This is a genomic window from uncultured Eudoraea sp. (genome assembly GCF_947258525.1).
Taxonomy (GTDB): Bacteria; Bacteroidota; Bacteroidia; order Flavobacteriales; family Flavobacteriaceae; genus Eudoraea.
In genome coordinates this window covers 69072-85679 of record NZ_CAMYIP010000200.1, presented here as the reverse complement: position 1 = coordinate 85679, position 16608 = coordinate 69072, and the positions used below count along the sequence as shown (strand labels likewise).

Here is a 16608-nt window from a genome sequence, read left to right as displayed (position 1 = left end):
GTTCTATTTTTTCGGTTTGTAGTTTGATTTCTTAAAAATTTCCTCTGCAGATAATCCAAGTAGTTGACTGAGTTTAACATCATTGTTATTCATAAAAGCCCTTGTTATTTGCCACCCCATATAGCGCCCCAGCCTACCCGGAGATTCATTATCCAGTTCTAGCCTGAATTTTGAAAACGGAGCTGGATCCAAAAACCTTGGAGCCAACATATTATCTGTACTGTAAAGTATTTCCCGTTCTATAAAATAGCGCCAAATCTGTTCTTCATTGGCTTGGGCCCATTCCAACTCCTCAGGTGAATAAGTTATTTTCTGAGCATCACCGGCGAGAGGCATCAACTTGTCTTTCAGATATAACTCTTTCCCATAATATATCATCTGTGCTAAAAAAGTGCGATCAGAAGGGAGACGCAACCTGGTTTTGCCAAAAGCACTTGCAACATCGCTAACTAAGTATTCTTTATCAAGTCCGGCCGCTATGTATTGTTCTATTCCTCCGTAAAACCTATGATCTTTGCCAAGATAATTATCCAAACCTATTAGTAAAAGCGTATCCGCTAAAATTACGCGATTAGTATAATCTACATTGGAAATAACCGTAATTACCTTGGGTACCTTGAAATTAGGAAAATAGTAAAGAACATGTTTAAAGAAAAGTTCCAGGTCTGCAGTTTCTTTAACAAAATCCGAAAATTCTGCATTCACCTCACTATATAGTTCCTTCTGCAAAGTATCATTTAGTTTGGCAATCCAGATACTATCAGAATACTGCTTAGGAAAAAGATAAGGGAATTCATTTTTTAGAGCGGGTATGTCTTCGGGTTTTGCTTCAGCAAATTGTTTATCAAATCGCAAAACAGCAAGATTTATTCGGATCTTTGAAACATCTTCAGATACTCCTGTCTCATTTTTACATGAAAAGAAACTGAAAAAAATTAATAAGAGAGGAAAAAATCTTGTTTTCATATAAAGTATTGATGCCACAGTTTTATTATTAAGCCTATAGGCTTTATTTTTATCGAAGCAAAGTTAATATTTCCACATAATAAAGTACCCTATGCAAACAGAAAAGGTAATAGATCATATTGTAACCTGGTTAAAGACATATGCCACAGAGGCAAAAATTAAAGGTTTTGTTATAGGTGTGTCCGGCGGAATAGACTCTGCGGTTACTTCAACCTTATGCGCAAAAACCGGTTTAAACTTATTATGCATTGAAATGCCAATTCATCAAGGGACAAATCAGGTGACTCGGGCATCTAATCATATTACCTGGTTACAGGAGAATTTTGATAATGTATCCAGACAACCTGTGAATCTGACTCCGGTATTTGATAATCTGCTTGCATCATTGCCGGCAGTTGATAATGAAGAAGACAGATTTATGTCCTTAGCCAATACCCGTGCGAGACTTCGAATGACAACACTCTACTATTTTGCCGCTTTAAAGAATTACCTGGTTGCTGGAACAGGTAATAAGGTAGAGGATTTTGGAATTGGTTTCTACACCAAGTATGGTGATGGTGGGGTTGATCTAAGTCCCATTGCCGACCTTCTTAAGACTGAGGTCTATGAACTTGCCGAGTATATGGGGATTAACGAAGAAATTATTATTGCTCCCCCAACTGATGGTTTGTGGGGAGACTCACGAACAGATGAGGATCAAATAGGGGCTTCTTATCCTGAATTAGAGTGGGCTATGGAAATGGACAACCTGGGAAAGGAAGCAGATGAATTCAGTGGGAGAGAAAAAGAGGTCTTTCTCATCTTTAAAAGGTATAACACCATGAACCGGCATAAGATGCTCCCTATACCAGTTTGCGAAATTCCCGACAACCTAAAATAACATCTTGACTAAGAATCAGTTAATTAAGACGAATAATAGTTCCATTTTTCTTAATTATTGGGAAAAAAAGTACACTTTTGTTTAAGAAATTAGATTATTTAACCTTACATTGCATGTCAGTATTTTTAGACGTGCATTAGTGTTAAAATCTAGAAAACCAATCAAAATGATAAAAGTTTTAATTGCAGACAGTCATCCTATAGTCAGAATGGGAATTCAGAATGTGCTAAATTCTGCTTCTGGTTTTGAGATTATTGGTGATGTTGCCACTACTACTGAACTTTTTACAAAATTAGAATCCTTGAATCCGGACGTTGTTATTTTAGAAATGGACATTCCGGAAATCAACGGGATAGCCACTTTGAGAAAACTTAAACAAGAATACCCGGACATAAAGGTATTAATATATAGTGGTCAATCTGAGGACGTATATGCACTTAGTACAATAAGGGCAGGAGCGTTTGGCTATCTTTCAAAAACTGCAGATTTGGACTACATAATTACTGCCGTCAAAAAAGTAAGTGAAGGCAATATGTTTATTACTAATGAATTAGCTCAGCGACTGGCCTTCGATGAAGGTACTCAAAAGCCGCGTAGATTTTTCAGAAAATTGTCTACCAGAGAAGTTGAGGTTTTAAAGCTGCTGGCGAGTGGAAAGCGAAATAAAGAAGTGGCTTTGGGATTGAATCTGAATGAAAAAACAGTTAGTACGTATAAAGCCCGTTTAATGAAAAAGTTAAATGTTGATAATCTTGTGGATTTACTTCAACAAGCCAAGGCACTAGAATTGTATTAAGCTCAATAAGAGAAACATTAAGAACCCTGACTAATTTGTCGGGGTTTTTTGTGCTCCTTAAGTACAATTAAAATACAGCCCGTTTTTCCCGAGTTTCAGGAAAGCACCCTATTTAACTTCTTATTTAAGAGTTTATTCAATTGAAGATAATTCATTATCTCCTCTAATGTTTCCTGATGATCACCGCTAATATCTTCGGTATTTTCCTGTAGGGATGTGATCCGTTTTTTAATTAGAAAGCATCTTAGAGTTAAAATTGTTTCACTTACCAGTTGGGAAATACTTTTTTCTTTATCTTTTGGATAAATATCCTTTCTCTCCCAGTGGTGCAACTCATACTTTTCTTCTTCCATGAGCATAGAAGAAATTTGTCCTACCATTTCCTGATCTAGTTCAGTCATAAAAGTAGTTATGGAAAAGTCCTCTTTCTCATTCAGACCTTCTATTAATTTGTAATAAATGTTTCTGAACTTGTCATGTGTAAGTTCTATTTCATCTTCCTGAAGGTCCAAATATACCTTTTCATATACCTTTGCTTCCATATTTTCTGGTTCCAGAACAAGATCACCTTCCTCATTTTCTTTTAAAATCAGGTCTTCAAATTCCTGAAGCTCATTCCCGTATAACAAAAGCATTTCTATTATCTTCTTTTCCAGCTCATATTGTACGTCTAATTTTTCGGCTTTTTGACTATGCTTAACAACCGAAAATGCCTTTTGTTCCTGTCTGGCAATAGTTGCCGCATCTGTCCGCTCTTTTCTTCCTATTTGTGCTAGTGTATTAAACAAAACATCTTCTGAGATATTCATTATTTGTGAGCACTCCTGAATATAAATCTCGCGTTTTATCCTATCCGGAATTTTAGAGATGCTGTTTACTATTTCGCGTATAGTATCAGCCTTTTTTATTGGGTCATTTGCCGCATCCTTGGCAAGTAATGATGTTTTAAATTGTATAAAATCCTTGGCATTCTCTTTCAGGTAAAGTGTGATTTCCTCCAATTCATTATTCTTGGCAAAACTATCAGGGTCTTCTCCTTCCGGAAAGGTGCAAACTTTTACGTTCATTCCCTGTTCAAGAATAAGGTCAATACCCCTTAAGGATGCCCTCAAACCTGCTGCATCACCATCGAATAAAACTGTAATATTTTTAGTTAGCCTATTTATTAATCGGATTTGCTCCGGCGTAAGAGCGGTACCACTGGAAGAAACCACATTTTGTATTCCTCTTTGATAGAGTTGGATAACATCTGTATAGCCTTCCACCAAATAACAATTATCTTCTTTGGCAATAGCTTGTTTTGCATGATAGATACCATATAGTACTTTGCTTTTATGATATATATCACTTTCAGGAGAATTTAAGTATTTCGCAGCTTTCTTTTCACTGGAAAGTATTCGGCCCCCAAAACCCAAAACACGGCCACTCATTGAATGAATAGGAAACATTACCCTGCCTTTAAACCTATCAAATTTTCTGGAAACTCCGGGATTATTGGTATCTTCCTTAACAATTGTAAGCCCGGTCTTCTGCAAAAATTCTAGTTTATAACCTTTTTCAAGAGCTGAATTAGTAAAAGCATCCCATTGATCCAGGCTATATCCCAGTCCAAACCTTTTAATGATATCATCCGTAAAACCTCTTTCCCTAAAATAACTCAGGCCAATAGCCTTTCCCATTTCCTTCTCCCAAAGCGTGTTCTCAAAATACTTTTTTGCATATTCAGAAACCAGATACATGCTCTCACGTTCATCTGCCTGAGCCTTTTGCTCATCTGTACGTTCTGTTTCTTCAATTTCAATATTGTATTTCCTTGCCAAATATTTAATAGCTTCGGGATATGTAAAATGTTCATGCTCCATCAGGAAAGCAACTACATTGCCACCCTTCCCACTGCTAAAATCCTTCCAGATCTGTTTAACGGGCGATACCATAAAACTTGGGGTTCGTTCATCAGTAAAAGGACTCAAACCCTTGAAATTAGAGCCGGATTTTTTTAATTGCACAAAATCCCCAATCACCTCTTCGAGGCGTGCTGTTTCATAAACCTGATCTATAGTGAATTTTGAAATCAATACGTTAATTATTTACCTTGTAAAAATAAGAAAATTGAATGCTTTAAAATACGCTATTTTTAGAATACAAACTGTTTGAAAAAGATTAATTTACCTTAGCAAAATAATAAAATTTATCATGATATTATTTTTTGGAATCAGGCCTGGAAAGACAAGAAACATAGACTTAAAACAGATAAAGTGTCCTAATTGCAATAAAAACAATTCGCTTTTCGGTGAAAGTACCCCTAATTTTTTTCATTTATTCTGGATTCCGATATTTCGTGTATCAACAACTCAGATAATACATTGTGATTATTGTAAAAAGGGGTATTATAAAGATGAATTTACAAAAGAAATGAAAGCTGCCTTTGATATGTAATTTGTATAGTATTCTCAAATAACAGCTTTCAAAAATAAACTTCAACCAGGGCAAAACCCAGAAAGAACAGAATCTCAGGTTTTAAATACTTCAGATAGCAAAGCGAAGGCCAAAAGATATATTGCGCTGTTCGTCAGAAGGGCTCTTAAAAATAGGATTAAGATCGTACTTAACATAGACTGAGAAGCAATTCACACCCATATAACCACTAAGGCCATATATAAAAGGACTACTGTTTAAACCACCTTTTATAGTCGTCTTCCTATTTGATCCATCCTGATTGTATTTTAGCTTTTGCCTGGTTCCCATATTAAATCCTCCATAAGCTCCCAGCCCAATTCTAAATTGATTTTTTAATGAATACCTTATCCTATGCTCAGATCTGGTAGTTTTAAAAGGTCCAAATTCAAAATGAACTGGAAATACCAGATTATCCATTCTTAACTTAGACTTTCTTAATGGGAATGCAAATGGAGTTTGTACCGTTTTTCCTTCGTCATCTATCACATAGTAGAGGTTATCCTGTGATTTAAGTCCATTGAATTGAAAGGAAAATCCATAATGAAATCTCATGAAATTAGTCTTATTAAACACTCTTGTTCTCCATGTCCAGCCAATTTCAAAAAATCTGCTTCCCCATACTTTATAAGGCGTATCATTTAGAGACTGACCTTTTATAATAGCATTATTTAATCCAAAGGTAAAAACCAGGTCCGAATAGGTCCTACGATCATATTTTGATTTGTTAAAATAAATATCCCACTCTTCATCATCTATTTTTATTGAAATGTCATCATCAATATTTATTGATACTCCAGCCTCCTCTTCCCTGTTAATAGAACTGTCTTCCTCTCCTAAAACATCTTCCTTATTTCTTTCAAGCAAGGCTATTTTATTATCAATAATAGCCAGTCTGTTTTCAATATTTAATGCACGTCTTCTGGCTGCATCTTCCTTAAGCTCAGCGGCTTCTTCATTATTAATATTTCCCCTCTCTAATCGTTTGTCAATAGCTTCTACTTCATCTTTTAAAGCTTCTTTTTCCTCTTGTGTAATATTTTCTTTCTGTTCTATTAGATCTTGTATCCTGTCTTTGTAATCGTCCTGTGCCACCACAGAATTTGTTATAATACAGATTAAAACGAATGCGAAATAGGTACTGATTGTTTTCATTTTGATTTATTTTTGATGATTGATGAATAAACTCCTTACAGATTCCTCAAAATCAATAGAAGAGATTTTATAAAAACTGGTTTAAGAGATTAATTATTACGATCTGCAACTGCAGTTCTCACTTTGCTGTAACCAGACTTAAGCTTCTCGAGAATCTTATCACGGAAGGACTGATCTAATTCCTCTTCCACCTGCGAAAGAAGCTCGTCCGGATTAACTGATTTATCAGAATATATAAGTTTTTCTGCCAAAATTTCTTTTTGCGCCTGCCTAAGCAGGGAATCTACTTCTAAGTCTGTCAGCTCGTCGTTGTTTTCTTCATGTGTAGTAACGGATGCAAGTACCTCAGCCAATTTTGTATCAAATAGCTCATTTGGATCTTCCGGTACTTTGTTTTTATTTCCACTAGTAGTTGCCAATTGATCATCTTCAGATGTCTCCATTCCCCATTTAGATTCTTTTTTAGCCCCTCTTATTGACTTTTCTTCAGCCACTTCAGAGAAATCAACCCCGCTCACTAAGCTTTTTTCCTCTGCAAGAGGAGCTTTTAAGAGTTCTTCTTTTTCTATGTCAACAAAAGGTGTTGAAGGTTGAGTAACGGCTTGTATTTCTTGATCTAAATCCACGTCATTAGTTGTGAAGTAAAGCACAGATAGTATCAATATTCCTGTAAAACCAGCTGCAATCCCATATCTGTAGTATCCTTTTCTCTTAGGCATGAAATCCTGACTGATTTGTCCTTTAACTTTATACCAGGCGCCTTTTGAAGGTTTAATTTCACGTTCCTTCAAGGTTTTCTTAATATGATCTTCTAATTTAGTGGGTTCCATAACCGAGTATCCTTTGTTCTTTTAACTTTTCCTGCAATAATCTCCTGGCCTTAAAGAGTTGGGATTTTGATGTCCCTTCTGTAATATCCAACATTTCTGCTATTTCTGAATGTTTATATCCTTCTAGCGCATAAAGCACGAAGACCATTTTATACCCTTCAGGCAAATCATCTACTAACTGCTGAATATATTCAATATCCATCGCAGAAGAGATAGTAATCTGTTTTGGAGTATTGTACTCGTAAACCTCATCATCAAAAACTACAAATTGTTTTTTTCGGAGATATGAGATCGCTTCTCTAACCATAATTTGTCTAATCCACCCTTCAAAGCTTCCTTCGTGTTTAAATGAACTTAGATTATTAAATACTTTCACAAATCCATTAATCATTACATCTTCAGCATATTGAAGATCCCTAATGTACTGCCTGCAAACGCCTAGCATCTTAGGTGAAAACTTCTCATAAATAGCCCTTTGTGCATTTGGATGACCTGAAATTGCCTTCCTAATCAGCACTTTCTCATTATTATAAAAAGAAATAATTTTCAAGCGTTTCATTTTAGTCTTCTATTGATATAGACGCTTTGGAATTCAAAAACGTTGCCCGAAATCCGAAGTTTTACAGAAATAATTTATAACTATTTGTAAATGTGGTGATTAGAAATTATATTTTTCTTTCCACTACATAATTTACCATAAGGCGAAGCGCATCTTTATATTCAGAATCTGGGTAGGTATTTAAAAGTTTCAAGGCCTTGTCCTTAAATTCGTTCATTTTAGTTTCAGCATATAAAAGTCCACCCTTTGCTTTTACCAATGCAATTACTTCTTTTACGCGCGACTTGTCCTTGTTATAGTTTTTTACGGAATTAATAAGCCATTTTTTCTCTTTGGGAGTACTGTTGTTAAGTGCATAAATTAAAGGCAGGGTCATTTTTTGCTCCTTGATATCTATACCAGTAGGTTTACCAATTTTTTCCGCTCCATAATCAAAAAGGTCATCTTTTATCTGAAATGCCATCCCGCAAAGCTCTCCAAACTTTCGGAAGGTTTCAACATCTTCGCTACCCGGTTTTACTGAACACGCTCCCAGACTGCAACATGCGGCTATAAGGGTTGCCGTTTTTTGCCTGATTATTTCATAATAGATGTCTTCAGTAATATCCAATCTTCTGGCTTTATCAATCTGAAGTAATTCTCCCTCGCTGATTTCTCTTATAGCCACCGAAATAATTTTAAGCAGATCAAAATCTTCATACTCTACAGAGAGTAACATTCCTTTTGAAAGTAAATAGTCTCCAACTAAGACCGCGATTTTATTTTTCCACAATGCATTAATGGAGAAGAAACCTCTGCGCTTGTAACTATCATCTACTACATCGTCATGCACCAAAGAAGCCGTGTGTATTAATTCTATGACAGATGCTCCACGATATGTCCTTTCATTAACTTCACCATTGTTGACTAGTTTTGCGGTAAGAAAAACAAACATTGGTCGCATTTGCTTTCCTTTCCGGTTTACAATATAGTAGGTAATCCTATTAAGAAGAGCCACTTTAGTGGACATGGAGTCACGGAACTTTTTCTCAAAAAGTTCCATTTCTTCGTTAATAGGTTCTGTTATTTGAGCAACAATTTTCAAAAGAATTCATTTTATCAATGACGAACGATAAATTTAGGCAAAATAACTAGGGGAACGAAGTGTGCATAAAGAAATAAGAAATTGATTCTGATCCTCTATATTCTTTAGTCTTACAATAGCTGTAAAACTTTTAAAAACAACAAGAAATTCGGATCCTAACTATAGAGATTTGTTCGCTAATTGTCCACAAGCTGCATCAATATCTTTACCTCTTGATCTGCGAACTGTAACTATTATTTTATTTTTTTCGAGAGCCTCAACATATTTATTGATGGCTTCATTAGATGCCTGCTTAAAACTGGAATCATCTATCGGATTATATTCTATCAGATTCACCTTGGAAGGTGCAAATTTGCAAAACGCTATTAGCGCTTTAATATCCTTATCATTATCATTAATACCTTCCCATACAACATACTCGTACGTAATCCTGCTTTTGGTTTTTGAATACCAATATATCAAAGAATCTCTCAAATCTTTTAAATTAAAAGTAGTATTGAAAGGCATAATGGAGGTGCGCACCTCCTCTATTGCAGAATGAAGAGAAACTGCAAGTTTAAATTTGACCTCTTCATCGGCAAGTTTCCTAATCATTTTTGGGACTCCCGAAGTAGAAACTGTAATTCTTTTAGGAGACATCCCGAGGCCTTCCGGAGAAGTTATCTTTTCTATTGCCTTTAAAACATTATTATAATTCATGAGTGGTTCACCCATACCCATAAATACAATATTACTCAAAGGCCTGTTAAAATAAAGCTCGCTTTCATTGTTGATAGCAACGACCTGATCATAAATCTCGTCCGGATTAAGATTGCGCATTTTTTTTAATCTTGCAGTAGCGCAAAATTTACAATCTAAACTGCAGCCCACCTGGCTGGAGACACAGGCGGTGGTTCTTTCTTTAGATGGGATGAGTACCGACTCTACCACCAATCCATCATGCAAGCGAACGGCATTCTTTATTGTACCATCAGAACTTTTTTGTAATTGATCTACTTTTATATGATTAATCACATATTGTTCTTCCAGTTTTTTACGTGTTTCCTTGGAGATATTGGTCATGTCATCAAATGAATGAGCAGATTTCTGCCACAGCCATTCATAAACCTGGTTACCACGGAAAGCCTGTTCCCCATGGCTTTTGAAAAACTCACGCAGTTGCTCTTTTGTAAGGGCCCTAATATCTTTCTTCTTTAAAACCATTGCTTAATTAAAAAAACCTGCCAATCCTATTTAAAAAAAGGCAATGGCAGGTTTTTTATTTAAATAATACATTATTTATATGATGAGCATAGCATCACCGTATGAGTAAAATCTATACCCTTCAAGTATTGCTTCTTTATAAGCCCTTTTCATTAGATCATGGCCCATAAACGCAGAAACCATCATTAGTAAGGTAGATTTGGGCAAATGGAAATTAGTTACCATGGCATTAGCAATGCTAAAGTCATAAGGTGGAAACACAAATTTATTTGTCCAGCCATCATACGTATTCAATGTATGTTCAGATGAAACAGCACTTTCCAGACCTCTCATAGCGGTTGTTCCAACAGCACATACTCTTTTCTTCTTAATTTTTGCTTCATTAACGATCTCTGTGGCTTTCTCATCAATCACCAATTCTTCACTATCCATTTTATGCTTGGAAAGATCTTCTACCTCTACAGGGTTAAAAGTGCCCAAACCTACATGAAGTGTGAGTTCGGCAAATTGAATTCCCTTTATTTCCAGTCGTTTTAATAAATGTTTAGAAAAATGCAGTCCGGCTGTTGGTGCAGCCACAGCGCCTTCGTGTTTTGCATATATTGTTTGATAGCGCGACTCATCTTCCGGCTCCACTTCTCTTTTAATATACTTTGGAAGCGGTGTCTCTCCCAGTTCTCTTAATTTTCTTCTAAAGTCGGTATACGACCCATCATAAAGAAAGCGAAGTGTTCTTCCCCTTGAAGTTGTATTGTCAATAACTTCAGCCACCAAATTTTCATCTTCTCCAAAGTAAAGTTTATTCCCTATTCTTATCTTTCTTGCAGGATCGACCAAAACATCCCATAGCCTTTGTTCTTCATTGAGTTCACGAAGTAAAAATACTTCTATCCTTGCTCCTGTTTTCTCTTTATTACCATATAACCTGGCAGGAAATACCTTTGTATTATTAAGAACCATTACATCTCCTTCATCAAAATAATCAATAAGGTCCTTGAACATTTTATGTTCAATTTTGCCAGTATCTTTATGAACCACCATTAATTTGGATTCGTCTCTGTGTTCTGCTGGGTACTCTGCCATCAGGTCTTTTGGCAATTCAAAATTAAAGTGTGATAATTTCATATGTAGATTTTAGTTCGCCTATTTTGCGGCTGCAAATATACAATCCTGAAGTAGGCCTTGTCAAGTAAAAGTGCTAATAAATACTCTTATAGGCCTTTAATCCTGAATCCCAGTTGCTCCAGGTCTTTCCAAAAATCCGGATATGATTTGGAAACCACCTCGGCGTCATTGATTATTATTTCTGTTTTAAAAGCCAGTGGAGCAAATGCCATAGCCATTCTGTGATCGTTGTAAGTATCGATTGCCGTACCGGAATTTATATTATTGGAAGATTCCAAAGTTAATGTGCTATTGGTCACTGCAATCTTAGCTCCGAGTTTAGAAAGTTCATTTTTTAATGCAACCAGCCTGTCTGTCTCCTTAATTTTTAAGGTGTGCAAACCGATTAAGTGACATCCAATTCCTAATCCAAAACAGGTAACTGTTAGCGTCTGGGCTAAATCAGGGGCATTTGCAAGGTCGCATTGAACAGTATTTAATGGATGTGGACTGTCCTTAAAAAGAATAATGCTATCTTCTTTAAATTCGGTCCTAACTCCAAAATGTTTATAAATTTCCTTCAGAATACTATCGCCCTGCAAACTATCTTTCCTATAGGACGACAAACTAATTTGAGTGCCCATTTCACTTAAAGCTGCAATACTGTAAAAATATGAGGCTGAACTCCAATCAGATTCAACAGTCAAAGTTAACGCGCTTACAGATTTTTTTGGAAGTATGCCTACCTTATTGGCTTCAAAAGAACTCTTGACTCCAATTTTTTCTAAAAGTCCTAAAGTCATTTTAATATAGGGAACCGAGGTGATTTTCCCAATTAGTTCTAATTCAAGGCCCTTTTCTAAACTTGGCGCAATTAATAGTAAAGCAGAAATATACTGACTACTAACATCAGCAGGAAGACTTACTTTATACTTATTGAGGTTTCTCCCTTTGATTCTTAATGGGGGGAAGCCCTCATTACCCAAATAATTAATGTCTGCTCCCAAAATTTTCAATGCATCTACCAATATCTTTATTGGTCTTTCCTGCATTCGCTTTGAACCTGTAAGGGTAACATTCGCTCCTTCCCGAGAAGCAAAAAAGGCTGTTAAAAAACGCATTGCCGTACCTGCGTGATGAATATCAACCACTCCTTCTTTTAACCTAATTCCTTGGTTCATTACAGAAGCATCGTCTGAATTAGATAGGTTTTTAATTGTAATTCCGGGATAAAGCGCTTTTAACAACAAAAGCCTGTTGGATTCACTCTTGGAACCTGTAATCTTAATATGAGAGTTCAGGAGATTATTGGACGGGCCTAAGAGATGTAATTTCAAATTGGTGTTGTTTTAAAACAGAATGCAAAGATACTATTATTTCAGTTTTTTGTTGTTTTGATGCCTGTCATGGTCCCGTTTTGCCTTGATATCCAATTTGCGGTCAAAAGCTTTTTGTAGATCAATACCCGTTTGGTTTGCCAGGCATAAAACAACGAAAAGAACATCGGCCAATTCTTCTCCGAGGTCTTTCTCTTTATCTGTTTCCTTTTCACTTTGTTCCCCATACCTCCTTGCTATAATACGTGCCACTTCACCTACTTCTTCAGTGAGCTGGGCCATATTCGTCAATTCATTAAAATAACGGACGCCATGATCTTTTATCCAATTGTCAACAGCTAATTGTGCATCTTCAATTTTCATATGTCTTTATTTTTTGTGTCAATTATTATGGTAACCGGACCATCATTTACCAAGGCTACTTTCATATCGGCACCAAAAATACCAGTGCCTATCTTTTTCCCCAAATCTATTTCCATCTGACGAACAAAAGCTTCATAAAGAGGGATAGCAACATCTGGTTTTGCCGCTTTAATATAGGAAGGCCTGTTCCCTTTCTTAGTTGCCGCGTGTAGTGTAAACTGACTTACTACAATTGCATCACCCTTAATCTCCGATAAAGATAGGTTCATAACTCCATTTGGATCATTAAAAATTCTTAGGTTCACTATTTTCTTTGAGAGCCATTTAATATCATCCATGGAATCGGATTCCTCAATGCCCAGCAACACCATTAATCCAAATGCAATTTTGGAGATTGTCTGATCATTTACAACTACACTGGCAGCCGATACTCTCTGAATTACCGCCCTCATAATTCTTCGTAATTATCCATTCTATAGGTGTCTTCAACCCCTGTTACAATCTGTACATAACTACGATAGCGGCTCCATGAAACCTCATCTTTTTCCAATGCCGCTTTGACGGCACATTTAGGTTCATCTAAATGGAGGCAATTGTTAAATTTACAGTCACTCTTCAATCTAAAAAATTCGGGAAAATAATCGCCGATTTCATACTTGTCCATGTCAACAATTCCAAATCCCTTAATCCCGGGTGTGTCAATAATCCTGGCTCCAAAATTCAGGTCATACATCTCTGCAAAAGTTGTGGTATGTTGTCCCTGCAGGTGTTGATCAGAAATTTCCGTAGTCTTCAAATTAAACTCTGGTGCTATGAAATTAATGAGTGTAGATTTTCCCACACCTGAATGCCCGGCAAACATGCTCGTATGAGATTTCATCAAATCTTTAACCTTATCCACATTCTTGCCTGTTTTTGCTGAAATTTCAATACATGTATAACCGATTTTACTGTACAAGGCAGCCAAATACTTCACTTCGGCTAACTCATCTTCATTATACATATCTACTTTGTTGAAAAGAAGTACTGTTTTAATATCATAAGCTTCAGAAGTTGCCAGAAAACGATCAATAAAAATTGTATAAGTCCTTGGATTCTTCAAGGTAATCAATAAAAAAACCTGATCAATATTAGCGGCTATTATATGTGTTTGTTTAGAAAGTTTAACTGACTTTCTAATTATATAATTTTTGCGATCTTCAATTTGGGTAATAACACCTATAGTCTCATCGCCAATCTTCTCTACTTCAAATACCACAATATCCCCTACAGCAATAGGATTGGTGCTTTTAATTCCTTTAATTCGGAATTTACCCTTTATCCGGCATTCATAAGTATCTCCCCCTTCAGTTTTTACGGTATACCAACTGCCGGTAGATTTATAAACAATTCCTAGCATTATTGTTTGTATTTCAATACAAAGAAACAATAATACTTTAATTTGAAACGGTATATTTGGTCAGTAAAATCCTAAAAATTAGTAATCTAAGCAACAATGTATGAAAAAAATCATTTTTATTGCCTTCATTATTCTAGCCACAACCTTGGAAGTAAACGCTCAACAATTTAAGGTAATTACCAGTGTGGAATCTATTGTACCTAATGGTGTGGGTAGGTCGCGGATAGTAAATACGATGGAAGAAAAAGACTATAAAGAATATACTTCAACCCAAACGGATGAAGACAATACAAGAAACAAATCTGATCGTGGTGAAATTCGTGTAAAGAATTATGAGGAAACAAAACTGCTTAACTTTTACAATATTGGAGGTATACGTTTTCAGAATATAGCAGCAAATGATACTATGATTACTTCAATGATTGATACAATGATTAAGGATGGATGGGCACTGGCATTTGTGACTAGTGCAGTTGAAAGTGCCGGTAAGGGTGACAACAATGGCATTTTTATTACACGCTATATCTTCAAAAAATAATTACTTATAAGAGATAAACCCGGCTAATGCCGGGTTTTTAATTTTAAAATTTACAGAACAAATTAGTTCTTAAAAACTATTCTACCACCGGCTAAAGTTGTTTTGTTTACATCTTTTGGATTTCCATAAACATAAACATCACCTCCCGCCTTAACGTTGATATCTAATTTTTCTGTAGCATAAAGCTCTGCCTCTCCGCCGGCCGATATCTTTACACTAGCTACCTCTGTTAACAATTTCCTACCTTCAAATACTCCCCCGGTATTCAATACTATAATTTGATTTTTTGCTAATCCGGATGCTTCAATTATACCTCCTGTGACTGCCCTCATCTCCACATTTTCCACATCCATCCCAATTTTAATTTGTGCTCCTTCCTGGGCCCTAATCGCTATATTCTCTTTTTCCACAAGTTCATTACAAACAATTTTAGCTCCTTCATTACCGTCAATGGTCCTTAAATCTGTATAATAAACTTCAACAAATGTATCTTCACCCTGAAATTTCTTATCCAGTTCCATACGTAATTTTAAAACACCGTTTTTATTTACGAATTTTATATCATAAACGTTATGGCCTTTTATGACTATCCTATTAATATCAGACTTAATAAGGTTCACTTCTATTAAGTCATAGACTTTTATTTCCTGAAAGTCACCAACCTCTTTTTCCAACATACTTTGTGAAAAGGAATTTAGTGTAACAATCACCATGCAAAGTGTTATTATTAATGTTTTCATATTTATTTGTATTACAAGTTTTCTTAAAGACTAATGCCTTCCCATTTTGTTACACTTTTAAGTCTGTATTATTCATAAAGTTTATTAAAGAGAATAACCTTTATTTTTTTAAAGCCTCCGCATTAATTATTTTCTCCTGATGATTTATTGATTCCTGGTGAATAGCCTTAAACATGCGCAGAACAAATTCTTCGCTCAACCCTTTAGATTCTCCTTCAAGGATCATTTTGCCCAATATTGCATTCCAGCGGTTGGTTTGAAGAACAGCCACATTGCGCTGTCTTTTTAATTCCCCAATCCCGTCAGAAACTTTCATGCGTTTACTCAGGGTGTCAATGAGCTGATTATCAATAATATCAATTTGGGCTCGGAGGTTACTGATTTTTTGGTTGTATTCAGCCTCCTCATCCGTTTCTTTTCGAATCTTTAAGTCTTCCATGATTTGTACTAATTTTTTTGGAGTTACTTGTTGTGCGGCATCGCTCCAGGCACTATCAGGATCATGATGCGTTTCAATCATTAAACCATCAAAATTAAGATCGAGTGCAGTTTGTGATATATCGAAAATCATTTCCCTGTTCCCGCTAATATGTGAAGGATCATTAATCAAAGGCAGATCCGGAAATTTAGTTTGCAGTTCAATAGCCATTTGCCATTCCGGTATATTTCGATATTTGGTTTTCTCGTAAGTAGAAAAACCCCGATGTATTACTCCTAACTTTTTAATATTGGCTTTTGATAAACGCTCAACTGCTCCCAGCCATAAAGAAAGGTCAGGATTCACAGGGTTCTTAACAAGGACAATTTTATCTGTTCCCTCCAAGGCATCAGCAATTTCCTGAACTATAAAAGGGCTTACAGTAGATCGTGCACCTATCCAAAGTAGATCCACGTCATGTTCCAATGCAAGATCTACATGGTTTTTGTTTGCCACTTCAGTAGCTGTTTTAAGTCCTGTTTCTTCCTTTACTTTTTGTAACCAATTAAGACCTATCGCTCCAACCCCTTCAAAGTTACCCGGCCTGGTCCTCGGTTTCCATATGCCAGCCCGATAGTAGTTTACATCTGTATCTTTAAGCTCATGAGCTATTCTCAATACCTGATCCTCAGTTTCTGCACTGCATGGCCCGGCAATTACCAGGGGATGTGATAATTTCATATCATCTAGCCATGATCTTAACTTCTTTGTATTCTCCATTA

At 36.0% G+C, this 16608-nt stretch carries 18 protein-coding genes; 4 read left to right on the top strand and 14 right to left on the bottom strand.

Features of this window, described 5'->3' with window-relative positions; translation table 11 throughout:
- Positions 1-3: 3 nt before the first annotated feature.
- A complete protein-coding gene (gene gldB, locus Q0X89_RS15505) occupies positions 4-966 on the bottom strand; it encodes a gliding motility lipoprotein GldB (RefSeq protein WP_297695811.1) in 963 nt (320 codons plus the stop codon).
- Positions 967-1057: 91 nt separating this feature from the next.
- On the opposite strand from gldB, the gene nadE reads away from it, so the two are divergent.
- Positions 1058-1846, top strand: coding sequence for an NAD(+) synthase (gene nadE / locus Q0X89_RS15500; RefSeq protein ID WP_297695809.1), 789 nt, complete (start codon positions 1058-1060; stop codon positions 1844-1846).
- Between the two features lie 166 nt (positions 1847-2012).
- Positions 2013-2642: a response regulator transcription factor gene (locus Q0X89_RS15495; protein WP_297695806.1), complete on the top strand. Its 630-nt coding sequence runs from the start codon at positions 2013-2015 to the stop codon at positions 2640-2642.
- Between the two features lie 95 nt (positions 2643-2737).
- Here Q0X89_RS15495 and dnaG read toward each other — a convergent pair whose 3' ends face one another.
- The gene (gene dnaG / locus Q0X89_RS15490) at positions 2738-4717 is read right to left on the bottom strand and encodes a DNA primase (RefSeq protein WP_297695804.1); all 1980 of its coding nucleotides are present in this window, start codon (positions 4715-4717) and stop codon (positions 2738-2740) included.
- A 118-nt stretch (positions 4718-4835) separates the two neighbouring features.
- On the opposite strand from dnaG, the gene Q0X89_RS15485 reads away from it, so the two are divergent.
- Positions 4836-5078 carry a zinc-ribbon domain-containing protein gene (locus Q0X89_RS15485; protein ID WP_297695802.1) on the top strand — a complete coding sequence of 81 codons (243 nt, stop codon included), beginning with the start codon at positions 4836-4838 and terminating at the stop codon, positions 5076-5078.
- Between the two features lie 90 nt (positions 5079-5168).
- Here Q0X89_RS15485 and Q0X89_RS15480 read toward each other — a convergent pair whose 3' ends face one another.
- The 10 genes from Q0X89_RS15480 to rsgA all read right to left on the bottom strand — a co-directional run bounded on the left by Q0X89_RS15480 (position 5169) and on the right by rsgA (position 14130).
- The gene (locus Q0X89_RS15480; RefSeq protein ID WP_297695800.1) at positions 5169-6251 is read right to left on the bottom strand and encodes a hypothetical protein; all 1083 of its coding nucleotides are present in this window, start codon (positions 6249-6251) and stop codon (positions 5169-5171) included.
- A gap of 89 nt (positions 6252-6340) precedes the next feature.
- Entirely contained in the window at positions 6341-7081 is a 741-nt protein-coding gene (locus tag Q0X89_RS15475; RefSeq protein WP_297695798.1) for a hypothetical protein, read from the bottom strand.
- Complete coding sequence (locus Q0X89_RS15470; protein ID WP_297695795.1) at positions 7068-7631, bottom strand: RNA polymerase sigma factor; 564 nt, start codon at positions 7629-7631, stop codon at positions 7068-7070. The genes Q0X89_RS15475 and Q0X89_RS15470 overlap by 14 nt, the downstream gene beginning before the upstream one ends.
- 115 nt (positions 7632-7746) lie before the next feature.
- The gene (locus Q0X89_RS15465) at positions 7747-8724 is read right to left on the bottom strand and encodes a polyprenyl synthetase family protein (protein WP_297695793.1); all 978 of its coding nucleotides are present in this window, start codon (positions 8722-8724) and stop codon (positions 7747-7749) included.
- Between the two features lie 159 nt (positions 8725-8883).
- Entirely contained in the window at positions 8884-9927 is a 1044-nt protein-coding gene (gene rlmN / locus Q0X89_RS15460; RefSeq protein WP_297695791.1) for a 23S rRNA (adenine(2503)-C(2))-methyltransferase RlmN, read from the bottom strand.
- Between the two features lie 75 nt (positions 9928-10002).
- Complete coding sequence (gene queA / locus Q0X89_RS15455; protein ID WP_297695788.1) at positions 10003-11052, bottom strand: tRNA preQ1(34) S-adenosylmethionine ribosyltransferase-isomerase QueA; 1050 nt, start codon at positions 11050-11052, stop codon at positions 10003-10005.
- A gap of 86 nt (positions 11053-11138) precedes the next feature.
- A complete protein-coding gene (locus tag Q0X89_RS15450; RefSeq protein WP_297695786.1) occupies positions 11139-12368 on the bottom strand; it encodes a 3-phosphoshikimate 1-carboxyvinyltransferase in 1230 nt (409 codons plus the stop codon).
- Positions 12369-12404: 36 nt separating this feature from the next.
- Positions 12405-12731, bottom strand: a complete 327-nt coding sequence (locus Q0X89_RS15445) for a nucleotide pyrophosphohydrolase (protein WP_297695784.1) — start codon at positions 12729-12731, stop codon at positions 12405-12407.
- A complete protein-coding gene (gene dtd / locus Q0X89_RS15440; protein ID WP_297695782.1) occupies positions 12728-13183 on the bottom strand; it encodes a D-aminoacyl-tRNA deacylase in 456 nt (151 codons plus the stop codon). Before dtd ends, Q0X89_RS15445 begins: the two co-directional genes overlap by 4 nt.
- Positions 13180-14130, bottom strand: a complete 951-nt coding sequence (rsgA, locus tag Q0X89_RS15435; RefSeq protein ID WP_297695780.1) for a ribosome small subunit-dependent GTPase A — start codon at positions 14128-14130, stop codon at positions 13180-13182. Before rsgA ends, dtd begins: the two co-directional genes overlap by 4 nt.
- A gap of 100 nt (positions 14131-14230) precedes the next feature.
- Here rsgA and Q0X89_RS15430 point away from each other — a divergent pair, with 100 nt between their 5' ends.
- The gene (locus Q0X89_RS15430) at positions 14231-14668 is read left to right on the top strand and encodes a hypothetical protein (protein ID WP_297695778.1); all 438 of its coding nucleotides are present in this window, start codon (positions 14231-14233) and stop codon (positions 14666-14668) included.
- Between the two features lie 62 nt (positions 14669-14730).
- On the opposite strand, the gene Q0X89_RS15425 is transcribed toward Q0X89_RS15430, so the two are convergent.
- Together Q0X89_RS15425 and Q0X89_RS15420 are read right to left on the bottom strand one after the other, a co-directional pair.
- Complete coding sequence (locus tag Q0X89_RS15425; protein WP_297695776.1) at positions 14731-15408, bottom strand: head GIN domain-containing protein; 678 nt, start codon at positions 15406-15408, stop codon at positions 14731-14733.
- A 100-nt stretch (positions 15409-15508) separates the two neighbouring features.
- A complete protein-coding gene (locus Q0X89_RS15420) occupies positions 15509-16606 on the bottom strand; it encodes a bifunctional 3-deoxy-7-phosphoheptulonate synthase/chorismate mutase type II (protein WP_297695774.1) in 1098 nt (365 codons plus the stop codon).
- Between the last annotated feature and the right edge of the window lie 2 nt (positions 16607-16608).